This is a genomic window from Marinifilum sp. D714 (genome assembly GCF_030851345.1).
Lineage (GTDB): Bacteria > Bacteroidota > Bacteroidia > Bacteroidales > Marinifilaceae > Marinifilum.
This window is the reverse complement of record NZ_JALPNU010000032.1, coordinates 16,227-36,247: the sequence shown is the minus strand read 5'-3', so window position 1 is coordinate 36,247 and position 20,021 is coordinate 16,227. Positions and strand designations below refer to the sequence as shown.

Sequence of the window (20,021 nt, the reverse complement as noted above, 5' to 3'; positions counted from 1 at the left end):
AAGATTTAAATCCTTTCGAAAGCCTCATAGATACTAGTGCTCCAAAGAATCGCCATCCCAATCAAAAGCGGCTGCAAAGATAAATAAATTACTTTTACAATTCCAAATACTTTCGAAAAAAACTTTTAAAAATTTCAAAATGAAAAAACACCAATCCAAATCCTGGTTAAACCACCCTTTTCATCATGTTTTCCCTATCGCCCTACCTTTGTAAAGCGGCTGCAAAGATAAAGCATACTTTCCCAGCTTTCCAAATCAAAAACGCAAGTTTTTTAACCAACACAAGCTAACTTACTGAAGATCCGATGGAAAAATTTTTTTAAAAAAATAAGGCTGAAACTTTTGAGATGGTTCCAACCTTAGTTCTCGTTTCTAACCGAAATTTTAACTACTTAAATATGTCGATTCAAAAGTAGCATCCAAATTGGTTAAGCTCTTAAAACATTTGTTAAGGAATATTAAAAAAGCCCTCTCTAACGAGAAGGCTTGCTGTATTTATAAGTCTTTCATTGATTTTTTTCTATCTCTTTCAATTTGCCATGGGAAGTTGTTTCCATGTGGAGCTCCAAATTCCTTCGCAGTTAGTTCTTCCGGTTTTAACCTGTAAACTTCAACATTTTTCACTGCTGGGGAATTATAGGTAAATTTACGATCGGTATACTGTGCCATAAGTATATTTAGTGCATCAACTTTTTCATCGTAATCGGTAATGAACTCAATTTTACCTCGGGCAACAACACTTTTTCCTTTCATTCTATAACTACATGCAACATGAGCATCTTGTGCAGCAAGTTCTACCGGTGTGCAAAAAGTAACACAAACTTGTGGGTTTGCTTTCATTGCATCTATTAACTTACCAAAATCGGCGCCATGCATATAAATATAACCATCATGGTATCCAAAATTCATTGGTACAACATATGGCCTGTTTTCAGTATCAATAACTCCAAGATTACAGATTTCACATGAACGAATAATTTCATCAATTTGTGTTTTGTCTTCTATAAATATTGTTCTCATCCTTTTATTATCAAGTATACTGTAAGCAGTACGGAAACCAATTACAGTTTGGTTAGTATTAGTTTAAAGTATTGTTCGATTTCCCAATTCTTTTGAAATAGCATTTTTTATCTGATCTAGCACCATTTTTTGTTGCATCAGTTCCATCATTCGGTCAGCATTACCCGTTTGCTGGGCTTTTTGCATCTCATCCAGAACTTCCTTCATTAGGATTCTCACCTTTTTGCCCTTGTATTCGTTCACCATTTTAGGAACCAAATCCTTTAATTTTTCAATTATAGACTCTACAAAACTTCCATTTTTGGTCCAGATTTTACTTTCCTCGTAAGGTTCACTTAAAATATCGGCGGCAAGCTGACTTACTTTTTCATTGGTATGATCGCGGAAAAAAGTTTTTGCATTAAAATCTGCGTTATTCATGTTTGAACCGTATTGATCAAATACCAACTGATATAATGGATTTATCGATTCCAGTTCATCCTTTTGAAGTTCAGATATAATAAATGTACCAACCAGAGTAATTACCTCTTCGCCATTTTTGTTCTTATCTCGGAATAATACCTCGGAGCCAAAGTTCAGTAAAAAGCGAACCAATGCACGCTCTTCCAAGTCACATTCGTTGCCCGATCTTAAAAAGCCTGAATTTTCTGCCATTTTCTTAGCGGGTTCAGGTTCATTAAAATCAGGTCGTTGATTTCTTTTCCAGGCTTCCTCCTTACGCTTGTGAATGATTTTATTAATCTCTGTATATAAAACTCGCTCATCCACATTCAAAATACCACTACATTCTCTCACGTAAACTGACCGTACAATAGCATCAGGAATTATGGCAATGGAACGAACAATATCAATAATTAGGTTTGCACGTTTTACCGGATCATCCTGTGCATCTTTTAAAAGCAGGTTCGTTTTAAAAACGATAAAGTCTGTTTCGTTTTGCTCGATATAGTTGGTAAGCTCAGTTGCTCCCATCGTTTTTGAGAATGAATCTGGATCTTCACCTTCTGGCAACAACAAAACTTTGGCATTTACCTCTTGTTCCAAAACCAAATCAATTCCTCGCAATGATGCTTTTATTCCAGCCGGGTCACCATCATATATAATGGTAACATTATTGGTAAATCTTTTTATCAAACGAATTTGATCTGGAGTAAGTGCAGTACCAGAAGATGCAACAACATTTTCTATTCCAGCCTGATGAAAAGATATTACATCTGTATATCCTTCAACCAAAAAGCACTTGTCGTTCTGAACAATTGATTTCTTTGCCTGAAAAATACCATACAGTACTCTACTTTTGTGATATACTTCGGATTCTGGAGAATTCAGATACTTGGCCGTTTTCTTATCATTTCGAAGTGTACGTCCTCCAAAGGCCAATACTCTTCCCGCAATTCCATGAATCGGAAAAATTACTCTTCCTTTAAATCTATCAATTAAGCGGTTCTCCTTATCAATACTCAAACCTGTTTTTACAAGATATTCCTTCTTGTATCCACTATCTAAAGCTTGTTTCGAGAATGCTTCCCATTCTTCAAGACAAAATCCAATCTGAAACTTTTTAATGATGTCGTCACGGAAACCACGCTCTCTTAAATAACTCATTCCAACAGCCATTCCCTGCGGATTCTGATGCAAATTATGAGTAAAAGTTTTTTGGGCAAAAGAATTTACGATCATCATACTTTCCCTATCGTTCTTCTGCTTCTCTTGTTCTGGCGATAATTCCTGTTCGATTACATCAATATTGTATTTCTTTGCCAGATATTTTAATGCACCTACATAATCGAGGTGCTCGTGTTCCATGATGAAGTTTACAGAGTTTCCCCCTTTACCACATCCAAAACATTTATATATACCTTTTGCTGGAGATACTGTAAATGAAGGAGTTTTCTCGTTGTGAAAAGGACATAAACCCAAAAAGTTTACACCTCTTCTCTTAAGAGTAACAAAATCCGAAACCACTTCAGATATCTCTGCAGCATCAAAAATTCTTGATATTGTAGACTGATCAATCATACGAACAAAAATAGAAAACAAGATTGATATTCGCTCACCGATTGAAAACTTTTAAATTTGAATAAAATAAACATACTATAATCAAGGATGCTTAGTTTTATAAGCATATACTTTAGCATTCCTATTTTTTCAGATCGTACATTACAATACGTAATTTGAATTTTTAACAAATCGAAATGATGAAACAACTATTACTCACAGCAATTTTTATTTGTCTTTTTAGCTTTATTGGTAAAGCACAAGAACATCTGCCTACAGCAAATGATTATTCAGCTTTTGCAAAAACCAAAACCCTAATTGTTTTAGATGATAATCCTATGAGCGAATACAATTTTAGGATAAAAGATGTAATAAAAAACAATTGGACCATTACTGAATTTGGGTTCATTTCGAATAAAGAATTCGAGAAAAAACGCTTCGATCCCAAGTATTCCTTTATTATTAATAGCATCGTTACTTTTAATAAAGATAAAACCAAAGCCAGATATAATTTTCTAAGCCTTGTTATGGGCAGTAAGCAACAAAGAATTGCCAACATGCCCGATTTATGCTCGGTTCCTTTATCGTACAAACATGTGCAAGAAGATGTTTATTCATACAAACTGCCTTGTTTTATCAGGTTCATGCAAAATCATGTGAAATTGGTCAGTCAAAACCCTCAAATTATATCGGCTAACGTATTAAAATACTACAATAAAAATGCATCCTTGCTTCAAGGCAAAACACTTTACCTTATTAAAGAGGAATTACAAAAAGAAGTAAATAGTTTGGCAAAAATCCATAAGGTTTATCCAGGCAAGGTAAAAATTGTTACAAAAGAAGATGTTGAAGAAGCAATTGATAGTAAAAAAGAGAATGTAGTATTCCTTCACAAAGTGGGACCTGAAAACTCAAAAACAAAAGCAAGATGTTTTAAGATATTGGTTGGTGCCAGCGATTCAGATTTTTATTATTTTGACTATCACATGATTAAAAAGAAACAAAGTGATTCATTTTTAGAAAAAGATTTTAAACGAATAGCCCGATAAATCTATACTCATGAAAAAACTAGTTGTATTAAGCGGTGCAGGTATGAGTGCCGAAAGTGGTATCAGAACTTTTCGCGATATGGGAGGGTTGTGGAAAGAATACGATGTTATGGAAGTTGCCAGTCCTACTGCATGGCATAACAATCCCAATTTGGTTCATCAGTTTTACAATGAAAGAAGAAAGCAGTTGTTTGAATGTGAACCCAACCATGGACATCACCTTATAAAAAAGCTGGAAGAGCATTTCAATGTTCACATTGTAACCCAAAATGTAGATGATTTGCATGAAAGAGCTGGCAGTTCAAAAATCCTTCATCTGCATGGCGAATTGAAAAAAGCACGTAGTACGGTTGATTCAAGTTTGGTATATGAACTTGATAAATGGGAACTAGGTTTAGAAGATAAATGTGAAAAAGGATCACCACTTCGACCGCACATTGTATGGTTTGGCGAAAGTGTTCCTGCCATATCTGAAGCAGCTGAAATAGTATCTCAAGCTGATATCTTATTAATAATAGGTACTTCTTTAAATGTTTATCCTGCGGCTGGCTTAATTGATTATGCTCCTGCTAATACTCCTATTTTTATTATCGATCCGAATCAACCCACCGTTCACTCCAATCGCAACATTACATTTATAACAGAAGTAGCGAGTGTAGGAATGAAAAAACTTTTCGAGATTCTTGAACTCAAATAATTTGAACTCCATTATAAAAAGCAAAAGCCGGAATATAATATTCCGGCTTTCTATATTATTAATGATTTAAATTAATCTTCCAAAGAGTCTTCTTCAATAATTGAATCAACTTCTTCACCATTAAAACCTGAGAAGTCTCTTGAAGCTTTCAATAAATTTCCAGCGTGTAAAGTTAGATTCTTGGTTTCATTCAGGATACCTAAATAAAGAACTGAATTTCTAGTACCAACTTTTTCAGCTTTAATTCTCTTGATTTGCTCTTTTCTGAACTTGCGAATTGATTTCAACAAATCTTTTTGTTTCTCAAGAGCATTTTCAATTTCAGCAACTTCATAATTGCTGTCTTTCAACAAACGGTTAATTGTTCTGAAGAAATCATCAAGCTTGGTTTGAATGATATTTAATTCATTTACCTGCTCCTTAATCAATGTCTTGTGATTATTATCAACGTAATCGAAAGCTGGACCAGCAATAAAGCTCATCGAGTGTGCAATCTCACGCAAGTAATCAATCAACTGAACGTAGAAAGGACCTGTTGCGATACTATCTTCACTCAGCTTCTTCATCATGGCAGGAACCTGATCTTTCATCTGTTTCGCTTCCTTATCTAACTTGCCAGCTTTTTTATTGCATTCCTTCAATTTAGAACGCTCTTCAAAAGCCAGTCCGTTAATGATTTTGCCATATAGATTAGGAATCTTAACTGTGATACCAGAAACTGCGAAAGTCAATTGTTCAAAAATTCCACCTTTAATGATAATGGTATCTTCATCTTCTGTAACCTCTTGCTCTTTAGCTTGTGATTTTTTCTTGTGGAAAACGTGAGAACGAACCACAAAGACTACTGCAAGAATTAACAGTCCAAGAATTGCAATACCACCTAACCAGTTAATCAGGTTAGCGAAAATAAATGCAGCTGTAAAGGCACTGAAGGCAGTAAAGAACCATCCACCAATAACGGTAAGTACACCAGTAATACGGTATACAGCAGAATCTCTACCCCAAGCTCTATCTGATAATGAAGTACCCATTGCTACCATAAATGTCACATAAGTTGTAGACAAAGGCAATTTCAAAGAAGTACCAATCGAAATCAAGATACTAGCAACTGTAAGATTAACCGATGCACGAATCATATCGAAAGCAGGCTTATCCTTAGGATCTATTCCAGGAATAGCTACTTCTTCCGGTTTGCTAAATCGATTCGCAATACCTTGCTGAACCGTTGCTGGCATCATGCGCTTGAAGTTGCTGTTCGCTGATAATGAACGACGAACTAATAAACGTGCAAAGAACGATGATCCAAATTTTTCGTCTCCCTCATTTTGGCTACTCAAGCCAATCTCCGTCTCGGTAACTGTTCTTGCTTTTTTAGACAACCATAGTGTTACGGTCATAATAATACCAGCAATTATCAACAGGTAAGTTTCAGTTTGTACTTTCTGACTCAAAATACCCATTGTCATTCCATAAGGATCAGTACCTGGATTAGCAGCAAATGCCTGGAACGATTTGAAACCAGCCAATGGCACACCAATAAAGTTTACAAGGTCGTTACCAGCAAAAGCCATTGCCAATGCAAATGTACCTACCAATACAATCACCTTAAGAATGTTTAAACGAACAAACCAAACTAAAGCTTGTAATAAAACAGTCCAACCAACAAAAGAAACACCAATAATGGTTAAAGTGTTAGATTTAATCCAAGCCAAAGTATCTTTGGTAATGAAAGAGGATCCTTTAGCACCTTTAATCAGGATAAAATAAGTAATCGCAGTAATTGCAATACCTCCGAAAATGGCACCAAAATACTTGAATGTTTTCTCGTACTTGTACGTGAAAACCAATCGTGTTACCCATTGCACCAATGCACCGGATAAGAAGGCGATAACAACACTCAACAGAATACCGGTAATAATTGCCAGTGCTTTAGCTGAGTTGATATAACTTCCTAAATCAAGCAATGATTGATCCGCAGAGTTCATAATTTTAACTACGGCAACCGCAACAGCAGCTCCAAGCAACTCAAATACAATCGAAACTGTAGTTGAAGTTGGCAGACCTACGGTGTTGTAAAAATCCAACAGAATAATATCTGTTAGCATTACCGCAATAAAAATGATCATGATTTCTGCAAAGTAGAATTGGTCTGGGTGGAAAATCCCTTTACGAGCTACTTCCATCATACCACTCGAAAAAGTTGCTCCTACCAAAATCCCAAGGCTGGCAATAATCATGATTGCCCAACGTGGGGCAGCCTTAGAACCGAATGCAGAGTTTAGGAAATTAACGGCGTCATTACTCACGCCCACGATAAGATCGCTAATGGCCAGTGCAAATAGCACTACCACAATTAACAAATAAAAGTTCTCCATGTTATTAAGTTCGTAAATTCATCGCAAACATACTAACACATGGAGACTAAAATGTTTCGTTTTTATTACGTTTGTGTTAACTCTGTGTTAACTTTTTGTTTCTTCACCTTTATTAAGCTTAACTAAAAAATCTGCAGTAGCAACATTTAAAGCCATTGGCACATTGTTAATTACACAAGTTCTAATTAACGTTTGTATGTCATGTTCGTGACCATGAGGTGTTTCGGCATCTATTAAAAATATTACTTCATCAACCTTTCCTTCAAGAATTTGAGCCGCCAATAAAATATCACCTCCATTAGGTCCATGCCCAAAAGCTTCAACCTCAAGATCCAGCACTGAGTTTAATATTTCAGAAGTATTTGTCGTCCCTATTAGCTTGTGCTTCTTCAATTCATCAAGGTGTCTTTTTACCCACGCAAGCATTACGCTCTTCTTCTCGTTATGCGCTACTAAAGCAATTGTTTTTTTACTTTCCATATCTAATCTCTTATAAATTTTGATCTTCTATTTTAATTCTTCGATGTAATACAAGTGTATGTAATTAAAAAAAAAACGTATTTGTTAAAAGAACTCTATCTATTCCATTAAGTTTTTTGTATTTTTCTGATTAGTACAACACCGATTTGTATTTGATTGATACCATATCTTTTAAAAATTGATATGGCATATCAAATATCGATCGGCATTATAATATATAATATTGAATTTTTAAACATTATAACAAATAAACAAAGTATTCTTCAAATCAGTAATAAAATTGTAAATTTGTTAATATTATATTAATGCTAGCAATATGAAATACCTATCTAAAATACTGTTATTGTCCGTTCTAATATGTGGAATTGGCTTAAGTTCTTGTAAGGAAGAGGCGAAAGAACCAGTAAAAAAAGAAACAACTAAAAAAGTTGCCAAAAAGAAAGAGGTTAAAAAACCTACACCAAAGCCTGTTGAAAAGAAAAAATTGGAACCTGTTGTGGAAAAAGTTCCGAACAAATACTTTTTAATTGTTGCAAGTTTTGAAAACAGAACAAATGCCGAGAAACTTCAATCTAAATTAAAGAAGGATGGTTATGTTTCTGACATTCACAATGCAAAAAATGGATTCTTCAGAGTTTCATACAAAGCTTTTTCGGATAGAAAACTAGCATTTCAGGAGTTGGCATCGGTTCGAGCAACAGAAGAACACAAAGACACCTGGCTATATATCAAACGATAATTTTTAGGACATGGCAAAACTAAGCTACCTATTCATTCCCCTTTTTCTTTTACTGATATCCTGTAAAGATGAGAAAAAGATTACTACTGTTAGTAAGGAAAATGTTGTTGAACAAACAGCAAAAAGACAGGTTCCGGAGTTAACTCCGCCACCTGAAAAGCCAGAACCTAAATTAAGTAGTGCTGAAATTGCCAAAAACAGAGAAATTTTCGACTATCATATTGTTGCCGCCAGCTACAATTATCAGAAACAAGCCGATGCCTTTAAGGACAGGTTGTATCAAAAAGGTTATCCTTCCATTGTGTTGGAAAAAAATGGAAAATACAGGGTAATACTTCAATCCTTTAATAATAAAGAATCGGCAATAAAAGAATTAAAACGCTTGAGAAAGCTAAATAAAAAACCTGATTTATGGTTGCTTCGTCAATAAAGCTGAAGAAGCATTACTGTTGAAAAAATAACAACAAAACCTAATATAAAACCTGCATATACCTGCAAAGGAGTGTGCAGGTTTAATTTTAATCGGGAATATCCTAACAATCCTGCCAATAAAATCCCTGCCATAAAATATACTCTTAACGAACCAGCATAAAGAATGGTAAAGCTTAATACCATTCCAATAAATCCACCAATACCAGCCATGTGAATACTAATTTTCCATTTTGTAGAAATTAAAGCAATTACACCAATAGAAATAATTGCAGCCAATTGTAAGTGAGCTATAATTCTGGTAATTGGAAATTTCATTAGAAGATAAAATCCCAATGCATAGAAAATAATGGTAAAGGCCAATGGTACAACTCTCTCTCTTCTTTCATTTAATCCATAATCCGAAACAAATTTTTGTGCCTTTAAAAGCGGAAGAACACTTATTGGAAGAAGTATGGTTGAAATTCCAACTATCAGATAAATAACACGAATCAATTGAGGTGGAGTAAAATCAAGAAAAGTGCCTGAGTGAAATATTACAAAAATGGAGTACAAAGGCATTAACATTGGGTGCGCTACTCCTGAAATTATTCTTGAAAGATTCATATTCTATTATAATTATACTATTTATTATCAGTCTTTAACCAACTAATCTTTTAACAAAAGAAAGGTGCAAAGATAATTGTCTTTGCACCAATTCGAATTATATATTAATTCTTTTTACAATTCTTTTCTTAATCGAGCAACCGGAATATTTAATTGTTCGCGATATTTCGCCACTGTTCTACGCGCAATTTTGTATGATTTCTCTTTTAATATAGCAGCCAACTTATCGTCAGTTAATGGCTTTTTCTTATCCTCATTGTCTACACACTCCTGAAGAATCTTCTTGATTTCACGAGTAGAAACTTCCTCTCCGGTATCGGTTTGCAAACCTTCCGAGAAGAAATATTTTAACGAGAAAATACCAAAATGTGTTTGAATGTATTTCGAATTCGACACACGAGAAATGGTTGAAATATCCAATCCTGTGATATCAGCAATATCTTTCAGAATCATTGGCTTCAACTTTCTCTCATCACCTTCAATGAAATACTCTCGCTGAAACTCAATGATTGCATTCATTGTTACCATCAAGGTATTCTGACGTTGCTTGATGGCATCGATAAACCATTTTGCAGAATCGAGCTTCTGTTTTACAAACATTACGGCATCTTTCTGCTCTTTGCTTTGGTTCTTTTTGTTGCCAGCATAATCCTGAATCATTTCAGAATAGGTACGACTAACGTGCAACTCCGGAACATTACGTGCATTTAAGCTTAATCGCAAATCACCATCTTCCTCCTCCAAAATAAAGTCGGGAATAATGGTTGGCGATGCTTTAACCATTGGATTGTTGAAAGCACTTCCTGGTTTTGGATTCAATTTTAGAATCTCATCAATTGCACATTTAAAATCTTCATCGTTGGCACCAACGCGCTTCTGAATTTTATCGTAATGCTTCTTGGTAAATTCGTCGAAATGCTTTTTCAGGATAAGATGAGCCAACTTTACATCAGGGTTGTGTTTTCCCTTTCGGGATATCTGAAGCAACAAACACTCTTGTAAATCACGGGCTCCTACTCCTGCCGGATCGAAATCCTGAATAACACGAAGTAGCTCTACCAACTCTTCGAACGAAGTTTCGATTCCTGTTGAGAAAGCCAGGTCATCAACAATACTGTCAATATCTCTTCTTAGGTATCCGTCTTCATCGATATTCCCAATCAGATATTCGGTTAACGCAGCTTTTTCAGGTTCCAATATTCTCAATCCCAACTGAGAAATCAACAATTCGTGGAAAGTAGTTCCTCCCGAAAAAGGAATTTCCTCGTGTTTATCGTCTTTGGAATAATTTTGTGCCGATAATTTATAGGATGGAATATCCTCGTCGTTCATGTAATCCTCTAAAGTAAATTCTTCTTTATCGGTATCACGATCGTTTGTATCTTCAGTTTGGGCTGAATCTTGAAACTCTTCTACTTTTTCGCCTTCTTCAAGAACCGGATTTTCTTCCAATTCCTTCTTAATTCTCTCCTCAAGCTGCAAAGTTGGAAGTTCCAACAGCTTTATCACCTGTATTTGCTGAGGCGATAACTTTTGTAATAATTTTTGCTGTAAACTTTGCTTTAGCATTCTGTTTCGTGTTCTGGTTTAGTCGAAGCAAGATACATAATCTGCGCTGAACACACAAATATCAAGCCAAAACGAAAAAGTTAAAAAAGATTAAAGTAAATAGCACTCAACATTCAGCTCTTAGTTATCAGCTTTTAATGTTGTGAATTTCTTGCTCCGACTTGAGTTTGGGGTACGAATAAATCCCATAAGGGGTTATTGATTAAGACGCAGATGATCTTCTTGATGTATTAAGGTTTTGTATACATTATATATAGGTATGTCTTTTTTCGTCGCAGGAAACCAAAACTCTTATCTCTACTATGCTGTTGCGACGATTTTTATTCTTATATTTTTTCCCAGCCCTTCGTTCGTTCCTCTCACTATGAACTGGGCTACAAAGATGACGCACCTCTGGTGCTTGATTCATAAAACAAGACAATATCGTAATTGCTAATTCGTAATTATAAAAAAACCGCATCACAAAAGTGACACGGCTTAATATATTATATATCTTTTTACCGATACCCTCACTGAGAGTGAGAGCGTCAAATTAATCGATATTTCTACTAGAACTCTGCATTCTTTGGAGTTCTTGGGAACGGAATTACGTCACGGATGTTACCCATACCAGTAACAAACAACATCATTCTTTCAAAACCAAGACCAAAACCCGAGTGAGTTGCAGATCCGAAACGACGAGTATCCAAGTACCAATCCATTTCTTCAGCAGGAACATCCATTTCTTTCATTCTGGTCATTAATTTGTCAAGATCTTCCTCACGTTGCGATCCACCAACAATTTCACCAATTCCTGGGAACAAGATATCCATTGCAGCAACCGTTTTTCCATCGTCGTTCTGCTTCATGTAGAATGCCTTAATATCTTTAGGATAATCGATCAAGATAACTGGTTTCTTGAATTTCTTCTCAACCAAATATCTTTCATGCTCCGATTGTAAGTCAGCTCCCCAACCTTCAATCAAGTACTGGAATTTCTTCTTCTTGTTTGGCTTAGAGTTACGAAGAATATCAATAGCCTCAGTATAAGTCAAACGAACAAAGTCGTTCTCCAATACAAACTTCAATTTTTCGATCAACTCCATCTGACGATCTTCTGCTTTTAAACCTTTTTCTTCTTCTTGCAAGCGCTTGCTTAAGAATTGAAGGTCATCCATACAGTTATCCAAAGCATATTTAATCATATACTTCAAGAATTCTTCAGCCAAATCCATGTTATCTTTGATATCATAGAATGCCATTTCAGGCTCAATCATCCAGAACTCAGCCAAGTGACGAGTTGTGTTTGAGTTTTCGGCACGGAAAGTAGGACCAAAAGTGTAAATCTCACCCAAAGCCATAGCTCCCAACTCACCTTCTAGCTGACCAGAAACGGTAAGGTTGGTTTCTTTTCCAAAGAAATCTTCTTTATAGTTGATTGTTCCATCCTCGTTTAAAGGCAGATTTTTAGGATCAAGAGTTGATACTCTAAACATTTCGCCAGCACCCTCGGCATCCGAACCGGTAATTAATGGAGTATGCATGTAGTAGAATCCTTTCTTGTTAAAGAACTCATGTACTGCATAAGCCATTGCATGACGAATACGGAATACTGCACTAAATGTATTGGTGCGGAAACGCAAATGCGCTTTTTCTCTTAAGAACTCTAAAGAGTGTTTTTTAGGTTGTAACGGATACTTTTCAGGATCAGCAACACCTAAAATCTCAATATTTTTAGCAGCAATCTCAACAGATTGTCCACTACCTTGCGATTCAATAATTTCTCCATCAACCGAAATGGCTGCACCAGTTGTGATTTTTTTCAACAAGTCCTCATTAAAATTAGGAACATCAACAACTACCTGAAGATTTTGAATAGTAGAACCATCATTTAAAGCCACGAAATTAATTTGCTTGTTACCGCGCTTTGTTCTTACCCATCCTTTCACATTCACCGTACTGCCTGCTTCTGCAGAAGCCAACAGCTCTTTGATCTTAATTCTTTTCTGTTCCATTTTAATTAATACTTAATGAGACTTTTTTAGCTAGCAGCACCAAGCTGACAGCCCTCAGTTATTCCCATTCTCAAACAAGAATAACTTATTCTAAATATTTCTATTTGTGAACGATAATGCATCTAAAAATCACTTTACGCAAAATCGAACTACAAAAATATAAAAATTGATTGCAATACGGTTTACTCTGTGCTAATTAATTGAAAAAAAGAGGAAATAGATTTATTGTCTATATCATTTATTCCACATTACAATACCTGCTTTCGTAAATCCTCAAATCAGAGTTAGCAAATCGGTATATCTATCAATTCAATTCCTATAATAAGGGTTTGATTACATTAGATACCTTGCTTTTAAACAAAACTTACGTACAAAAGCAATTAAACGTACTTAGGTTTTATAATTATTACCATGGTAATAATCAACTTTCACCATGCTAATAATTATTTTTTACCATGCTCAAATTTTAATAACTTAAGGTAGTTTTAATTAAAACCTAATTTCATTTTAAAGTAAAGATACTGTATGAGTGTTGAATACAATGTGGTAAAAATAGTTCCTCCTAGTAAAAAGGAAGAAGATTGTAAACCTTATTATCCAAGAATTACCAAAAGAGCCAAAAAGGATTTAAGAGATTTGGCTGAGGATATTTCTCAAATGTCAACCTTTAGTACCATTGATGTAATTGGAGTTTTGGAAGCATTTACCAGCTTAATTCCGCATTATTTAAAAGATAATTGTTCTGTTGAACTAGGTGATTTGGGCACATTCTCATTGCATATTAATGCTGAAGGATCAGACTCTCCAGAGAAAGTTAGTCGCTACAATGTTAAAGGGGTAAAGATGGCGTTTCGACCAAGTACAAGAGTAAAGAAAGATTTGCAAAATACTAGCTTTAAGAAGTTGCCTACGAAAAAATGAATCATTACTAAAGTCATCAATTAGTATATAACCCCCTTTAATGCGCTAATAAATATTTTTTTCCAGATTTTTTACTATTTCATAAATAATTGATTTTCTGGAACATTATCTCCAAGATTAGAAAATAACATATTTCGGGTTTATGATTTTTTTGCAAGATTACTATCTTTAGATCTTGCATCAATCAAAGTAAATCAATGATTCAAAATAAGTTAGTCAGTTCCATTCAGGAAACGATTCAGAAAAACTGGGAACATCCAGCTTTTACAAACTACCAAAAAGATACAATTACATTTCAGGAAGTAGCCCAAAGAATTCAATGGATGCACTTTCTGTTTAAAGAACTAGGGATAAAAAAAGGTGATAAGGTGGCCGTTATAGGTCGCAACCTAAACAACTGGGCAGTTACCTATTTGGGTACCCTTACTTATGGTGCTGTTATTGTTCCTATTCTGCCTGATTTTAACTCAAGTGATATACATCATATTGTTACTCATTCGGAGTCGAAATTACTTTTTGCCACCGAAAACATTTTCAATAAGATTGATGATGACAAAATGAAAAAATTGATGGGAATCATTTCTCTTGGAGAATTTGAACCACTTTGCTCATCATGCGATAAACTAAATAAGGCAGTAGAAAAAGCAAATAAAAAATCGAAGGAAATCGCAATAAGTAAGGCCAAATTAAACTTTGCCGATCCAAAAGAAGATGATATCGCTGTTCTTTCTTATACTTCAGGAACTTCGGGATTTTCGAAAGGAGTAATGTTGCCTTTTAAAAGTTTGTACTCAAACGTAAAAATTGGTTTTGATTATATTGATTTAAGACCACAAGATAAGGTAGTTTCATTTTTACCATTGGCCCATGTATTCGGTTGTTTATTCGAATTCTTAACCGAGTTCTGCTGTGGATGTCATGTGGTATTTTTATCACGTGTTCCTACTCCACAGATCATTACCAAAGCTTTTCAGGATGTACAACCAAAGCTCATTTGCTTGGTTCCCCTGATTATGGAGAAAATCTACAAGAAAAGAATTCTTCCAGTATTGGAAAGCCGCAGGGTAAAACTAATGCTTAAGATTCCTTTGTTGGAAAAGAAAATCTATAAGAAAATAAGAACCTCATTGATCGAAACCTTTGGAGGTAATTTTATTGAGGTAATTATTGGAGGTGCTGCTTTAAACAAAGAAGTTGAAGATTTCCTGAAGAAAATCGAATTCCCTTTCACTGTTGGATATGGAATGACAGAATGTGGTCCGTTAATTAGTTACAGTCCTACACAAAAATTCCGTTCTCACTCATGTGGTGAGGTAGTTGATCGCATGCAGGTTCGTATCGATTCGAAAGATCCTAATAAAGTGGTTGGCGAAATTCAGGTGAAAGGTGATAATGTAATGAAAGGTTACTACAAAAATCCTGAAGCTACTGCCGAGGCCATGACCGAAGATGGTTGGTTACGTACCGGTGATTTGGGAGTAGTTGATGCCGACGATACAATATATATACGTGGTAGAAGTAAAAACATGCTTTTAGGACCATCGGGACAGAACATTTACCCCGAAGAAATTGAAGCGGCTTTGAACAATATGCCATTTGTTCAGGAATGTATTGTTACCGATGATAAAGATCACAAACTAATTGCTTTAATCTATCCTGATTACGAAGCTTGTGATGCCGAAGGATTGAATAAAGATGAAATTCAACAAGCTTTAGATAAGGACAAGCAGATTATTAACAAGGATTTACCGGCTTACATGAAAGTTTCGAGAATCATCCTGTTCCCCGAAGAATTTAAGAAAACTCCTAAGCGAAATATTAAACGATATTTGTATACAAATTTGTATCGCGAATAATAAAGAAAGCCGATCTGTTTAGATCGGCTTATTTTTTGAACAATCCCCTTTGCAGTTTTTTACGATGATTTAATTTGAATACCAAATCGACTACAGGCATTAAGAACAATTGTGTTTTTGTATCATTATTTAAATAATAAGTTTTGTATCCAGCCGATACCGAAAACTTACTGTTTTTATGCCAATGTATTTTCCCTTGACTCTCTACTGCATATTCTCCTCCAAAATCGATATTGTAGTAATCGGCCGAAATTGAAAAATTAAAATTTCGGTAAACATTTCCTGCCAACTCTAATCCTGCAAAATACACTTTCTGATCATCGTAGTAAGAACCCGATCGTTGATACAAGAAATAGTAATCCAACTTTGGAAAATTATCATCGCCTGCCTTTAATGAGAAATCGAAACCAACACGAGCTGTTAATACCAAGTCTGGTGTGCGAATAAAACAATCTTCAGGTTGTGGATTAAGTATTCGACTTAATATCAATTCATTTCTGAATGTGAATATATGCGGAACATTAGCAGTTTCGGGAATCTGATCCTTAAAACCTGAACTTTTTGCCCATTTTAATCCTAAAGTGGGATAATAAAAGGTATGCTGACTAGATAAAATGGTATTCTTCCCAAACCATTGATGTTTAAATCCAATATTTGGCGCCAATGGAAAAAGTAATAATTCTGAATTCAATTCAGTTTTGGGATAATTACCATACCTACTTTTGGCCAAAGCACTTAAGTGTATTTCGCCCATTGGAACAACTTTTGCACCTCTATCTGTCCAGGAACTGTAATAATCAATTCTCTCACCTCCAACTAACGGCACCTGAGCATATGCCGCTGATATATAGAAAGTACTTACCAAGAATAAAAAAATTAACTTTCTCATAGGTTATAGCTTTAAATAGAAAGCGTAAAATTCTTCAATTTATTATAAAATCGGAATAATTTTTGAAAAATGTTAAAACCGAATAAAAAATACCACTTACCGATAAAAATGAAATGGTTACCTATTTATGGCTTAATATGCTTTTTTATAAGTCTATTTTTAGCTTATCAAATGAGTTTGAAGTGTTGAAATGCTGAATGTTAACAAAATTTAACAGAAACATTAGGAAACTTAAAGAACATTTTGAGTTTCCACAGTGTTATGTGATTATCTTTGCTAGATGAAAAATCAGAGAACAGATATAATAGAAATTTGTTGGGAGTTGTTCTTTCAGTTTGGAATAAAAAGTGTAAGCATGGATGATATTGCCAGTAAACTTGGCATCTCGAAAAAAACCATTTATCAGCACTTTAAAAACAAGTCCGATTTGGTTGAGCAAGCTTTGGAATGGCAAATTAACCATCCACTTTTTTCATTCCAATCGAAGGAAATCAGCCATTTAAATGCAATTGATCAGTATATCGAATTTTACAAGTTTATTGTAAATCAGATAGCAATTTCATGCGAATCTATGCGCTATGACTTGCGAAAATATTATCCAAAGTTGTGGAACAAATTTCACCTGGCAAAACTTACAACCTTTCAAAATGAATTGTCTCAAAATCTTGAAAAGGGAATAGAAGAAGGTTTATTTCGACCAGAAATCAATGTAGAATGGATTAGTAAAACTATGGCTCGCTTTTATATGAATATGGCAGAATCGGATAATCTTATACTCGAAAAAGAAGATATCTCAAATATTGAGTATCACCGAGAACTAGGGCTTTACCATTTACATGGCGTTTGTACAGTTAAAGGAATAGAATACGTTAAAAATAATTTTAAATAGATCAGAAATAATGAAAAACATCCTACTATCATTTGTAGTGATTTTTCTTGTGTTCAGTTATCCCACACAAGCTCAAACTGAGGACAAAATAAATTTCACTCTTGCCGAAGCACAAGAATACGCTTTGGAAAACTCATATACGGTAAAGGGGACCGATTATGACCTACAAGTAGCTAGAAAAAAAGTATGGGAAACCATTGCCGATGGATTACCACAAGTAGATTTTTCTGCAGACTATAGCAACAATTTGGATGTAGCTGTGTCTTTATTACCTGCAGAATTTTTTGGTGGTGAACCTGGAAGTTATACACCTGTAAAATTTGGTCAGCAATATGGAAGTACTGCTTCAATTAGTGTGAATCAGAAAATTTTTGACGGCTCGTATATTGTGGGTACAATGGCAGCTAAAGTTTTCGTGCAACTTTCAAAAGATCAGAAAGAGAAAACGGAAATTGAAATTAAAGACGCAGTTGCTCAGGCTTATTATGCCGTTTTGGTTGCCAAAGACAATTATAAAACCGTAAAAGAAAATCTAGCCATCAATGAAAAGTTACTGAACGAAACCAAAGCCTATTGGGAAAATGGTTTTCGCGAAGAATTGGATGTAGATCAGATCAAATTGAATCTTAATCGAAACAAAACTCAATTGTCAGATGCAAAAAGAGCCATTTCTACTTCATTAACTGTTCTTAAATATACCATGGGAATGGATATTGAGAAAAAAATTGAGTTAAGCAACAATCTTGAAAACCTTGTGGATCCAATACGCTCAACAACTCCTGAAGTAAGTAGTTATGACTTTTCCTCTCATATTGATTATAGGATTTTGGAGACACAATTAAAATCGCAAAAACTACTGATTCGAAATGAGCAAGCTCAATATTTGCCAACCATATCCGCTTTTTACAATTGTGGGAAAAATACCAGTACAGATTTTCGAAACGTATTTAAATCAGAAGTTCCATGGTTTAAATCTTCAGTTATTGGTTTACGTTTAAGTATGCCTATTTTTTCAGCAGGTAAAAGAAGATCGAAAGTAAAGCAGCAAAGAATTGAATACATGAAAATTGAAAATGATATGGCCAGTACAGAACAAAACCTAAAAAAGGATTTGAGCTTATCATTTTCGAACTTGCTAAATGCACAGGAAACATACGAAAACAATCTGGAAGCTGTAAGCATCGCTAAAAGAATATACGACAAAACCATTATCAAATTTAACGAAGGGATTTCGACTAGCACAGAATTGTCGGAAAATGAAAAGCAATACCTGGATGCACATTCGAATTACATTAATTCAACACTTGTATTACTGAGTACAAAAATTGCTTTTGATAAGGCTCTTGGAAAATTATAATTAAGAAACATCCTACAAAAACCATAATCAGATGAAAAAAATATTAATTGCAACAATTATTCCTCTACTATTTGCATGTTCTGCCAAGAATGCAGACAATGAATTGAGCAAGGAAGATCAATTGAAAAAATATAAAACGGAATTTGCTACTTTAAAAAAGAAAATCTCTGCACTCGAAAAAGAAATTAGGAGCGAAAGCAATACCGATGAAGCAGTAAGTGTAGCTGTTACAGAAATCACAAATTCTAAATTTGAACATTTTATCCAGGTAACCGGTAATGTTGAAGCTGACAAGAATATCACAATTACTCCTGAGGCCAATGGTAACATCATTTCTATTGATGTTGTTGAAGGACAAAAAGTAAGAAAGGGTGATGTAATTGGAAAATTAAATACTGCTCAAATTCAAAGAAATATTGATGAAGCAAAAACCAATTTAGCATTAGCAACTACTGTTTATCAACGTCAGGAAAGACTTTGGGAACAAAAAATAGGTTCCGAAATTGAATACCTAACAGCCAAATCAAGCAAAGAATCGTTAGAAAGAAAAATTGAGGGATTGCAAGCTCAAAAAAACATGGCAATTATTACTGCTCCATTTAATGGTATTATCGATGAAATTCACCAAAAGAAAGGTGAGTTGGCAGGACCAAGCATTCCTTTTGCACAATTGGTAAATATCGATCAAGTATATGTTGAAGCCGATGTTGCCGAAACTTACCTGAACTACATTAAAGCTGGCGAGAAGGCCGAATTAGAATTTCCTGCTATCAACTTTCGTACTAGTGCATCGATTTATCGTACTTCAAATATTATTGATCCTGGAAACAGAAGTTTTAAAGTTCGTGTTAACCTGAACAATCCGGGACATAAAATTAAGCCAAACCTAATTTCAGTCCTTAAAATTAAAGATTACGAAATTGACAATGCCATTGTAGTTCCATCAATAATTGTAAAGAAAGATTTTGAGGGCAGCTATTTGTACGTGGCTAAAAAAGAAGGTGAAAACTTAATTGCCGTAAAAGCTTACATCCAAATAGCAAAAACCTACAACAACCTTTCTTTAATTGAATCAGGAATTCAACTAGGTGATAAAATCATTACTGAAGGTTATTCGCAAGTTGTAAACGGAACACTAATTAGCACAAAGTAA

At 34.7% G+C, this 20,021-nt stretch carries 17 protein-coding genes; 9 read left to right on the top strand and 8 right to left on the bottom strand.

Going from position 1 to position 20,021, the window contains the following annotated elements:
* Positions 1-495: 495 nt before the first annotated feature.
* Positions 496-1,020: a pyridoxamine 5'-phosphate oxidase family protein gene (locus M0051_RS18155; RefSeq protein ID WP_268192123.1), complete on the bottom strand. Its 525-nt coding sequence runs from the start codon at positions 1,018-1,020 to the stop codon at positions 496-498.
* Between the two features lie 63 nt (positions 1,021-1,083).
* The gene (gene dnaG, locus M0051_RS18150) at positions 1,084-3,039 is read right to left on the bottom strand and encodes a DNA primase (protein ID WP_306742981.1); all 1,956 of its coding nucleotides are present in this window, start codon (positions 3,037-3,039) and stop codon (positions 1,084-1,086) included.
* Positions 3,040-3,218: 179 nt separating this feature from the next.
* Here dnaG and M0051_RS18145 point away from each other — a divergent pair, with 179 nt between their 5' ends.
* Together M0051_RS18145 and M0051_RS18140 are read left to right on the top strand one after the other, a co-directional pair.
* A complete protein-coding gene (locus M0051_RS18145) occupies positions 3,219-4,067 on the top strand; it encodes a hypothetical protein (protein WP_306742980.1) in 849 nt (282 codons plus the stop codon).
* A 10-nt stretch (positions 4,068-4,077) separates the two neighbouring features.
* Positions 4,078-4,764: an NAD-dependent deacylase gene (locus M0051_RS18140; protein WP_306742979.1), complete on the top strand. Its 687-nt coding sequence runs from the start codon at positions 4,078-4,080 to the stop codon at positions 4,762-4,764.
* Positions 4,765-4,835: 71 nt separating this feature from the next.
* Here M0051_RS18140 and M0051_RS18135 read toward each other — a convergent pair whose 3' ends face one another.
* Positions 4,836-7,139 carry an inorganic phosphate transporter gene (locus tag M0051_RS18135; protein ID WP_306742978.1) on the bottom strand — a complete coding sequence of 768 codons (2,304 nt, stop codon included), beginning with the start codon at positions 7,137-7,139 and terminating at the stop codon, positions 4,836-4,838.
* Between the two features lie 87 nt (positions 7,140-7,226).
* The gene (locus M0051_RS18130) at positions 7,227-7,619 is read right to left on the bottom strand and encodes a methylglyoxal synthase (RefSeq protein ID WP_306742977.1); all 393 of its coding nucleotides are present in this window, start codon (positions 7,617-7,619) and stop codon (positions 7,227-7,229) included.
* A gap of 316 nt (positions 7,620-7,935) precedes the next feature.
* On the opposite strand from M0051_RS18130, the gene M0051_RS18125 reads away from it, so the two are divergent.
* Together M0051_RS18125 and M0051_RS18120 are read left to right on the top strand one after the other, a co-directional pair.
* Positions 7,936-8,358 carry an SPOR domain-containing protein gene (locus tag M0051_RS18125; protein ID WP_306742976.1) on the top strand — a complete coding sequence of 141 codons (423 nt, stop codon included), beginning with the start codon at positions 7,936-7,938 and terminating at the stop codon, positions 8,356-8,358.
* Positions 8,359-8,368: 10 nt separating this feature from the next.
* The gene (locus M0051_RS18120; RefSeq protein ID WP_306742975.1) at positions 8,369-8,788 is read left to right on the top strand and encodes an SPOR domain-containing protein; all 420 of its coding nucleotides are present in this window, start codon (positions 8,369-8,371) and stop codon (positions 8,786-8,788) included.
* Here M0051_RS18120 and M0051_RS18115 read toward each other — a convergent pair.
* The 3 genes from M0051_RS18115 to asnS form a co-directional block, all read right to left on the bottom strand.
* Positions 8,782-9,393, bottom strand: coding sequence for a hypothetical protein (locus tag M0051_RS18115; RefSeq protein WP_306742974.1), 612 nt, complete (start codon positions 9,391-9,393; stop codon positions 8,782-8,784). The two genes, M0051_RS18120 and M0051_RS18115, sit on opposite strands and share 7 nt — an antisense overlap.
* A 114-nt stretch (positions 9,394-9,507) precedes the next feature.
* Entirely contained in the window at positions 9,508-10,962 is a 1,455-nt protein-coding gene (rpoN, locus tag M0051_RS18110; RefSeq protein WP_306742973.1) for an RNA polymerase factor sigma-54, read from the bottom strand.
* Between the two features lie 548 nt (positions 10,963-11,510).
* On the bottom strand, positions 11,511-12,956 hold the full coding sequence (asnS, locus tag M0051_RS18105) for an asparagine--tRNA ligase (RefSeq protein WP_306742972.1): 1,446 nt from the start codon (positions 12,954-12,956) through the stop codon (positions 11,511-11,513).
* Between the two features lie 525 nt (positions 12,957-13,481).
* On the opposite strand from asnS, the gene M0051_RS18100 reads away from it, so the two are divergent.
* Both M0051_RS18100 and M0051_RS18095 read left to right on the top strand, forming a co-directional pair.
* Positions 13,482-13,877 (top strand): HU family DNA-binding protein, encoded by a 396-nt coding sequence (locus M0051_RS18100; protein ID WP_306742971.1) that lies wholly within the window; start codon positions 13,482-13,484, stop codon positions 13,875-13,877.
* Between the two features lie 197 nt (positions 13,878-14,074).
* Complete coding sequence (locus M0051_RS18095; RefSeq protein WP_306742970.1) at positions 14,075-15,733, top strand: AMP-binding protein; 1,659 nt, start codon at positions 14,075-14,077, stop codon at positions 15,731-15,733.
* Positions 15,734-15,761: 28 nt separating this feature from the next.
* Here the strand turns inward: M0051_RS18095 and M0051_RS18090 are convergent, their stop codons facing one another.
* Complete coding sequence (locus M0051_RS18090; RefSeq protein WP_306742968.1) at positions 15,762-16,622, bottom strand: hypothetical protein; 861 nt, start codon at positions 16,620-16,622, stop codon at positions 15,762-15,764.
* Positions 16,623-16,902: 280 nt separating this feature from the next.
* On the opposite strand from M0051_RS18090, the gene M0051_RS18085 reads away from it, so the two are divergent.
* The 3 genes from M0051_RS18085 to M0051_RS18075 are packed head-to-tail and all read left to right on the top strand — an operon-like array spanning position 16,903 to position 20,021.
* Positions 16,903-17,511, top strand: a complete 609-nt coding sequence (locus tag M0051_RS18085) for a TetR/AcrR family transcriptional regulator (protein ID WP_306742967.1) — start codon at positions 16,903-16,905, stop codon at positions 17,509-17,511.
* A 10-nt stretch (positions 17,512-17,521) separates the two neighbouring features.
* Entirely contained in the window at positions 17,522-18,868 is a 1,347-nt protein-coding gene (locus M0051_RS18080; protein WP_306742965.1) for a TolC family protein, read from the top strand.
* A gap of 31 nt (positions 18,869-18,899) precedes the next feature.
* The gene (locus M0051_RS18075; protein ID WP_306742964.1) at positions 18,900-20,021 is read left to right on the top strand and encodes an efflux RND transporter periplasmic adaptor subunit; all 1,122 of its coding nucleotides are present in this window, start codon (positions 18,900-18,902) and stop codon (positions 20,019-20,021) included.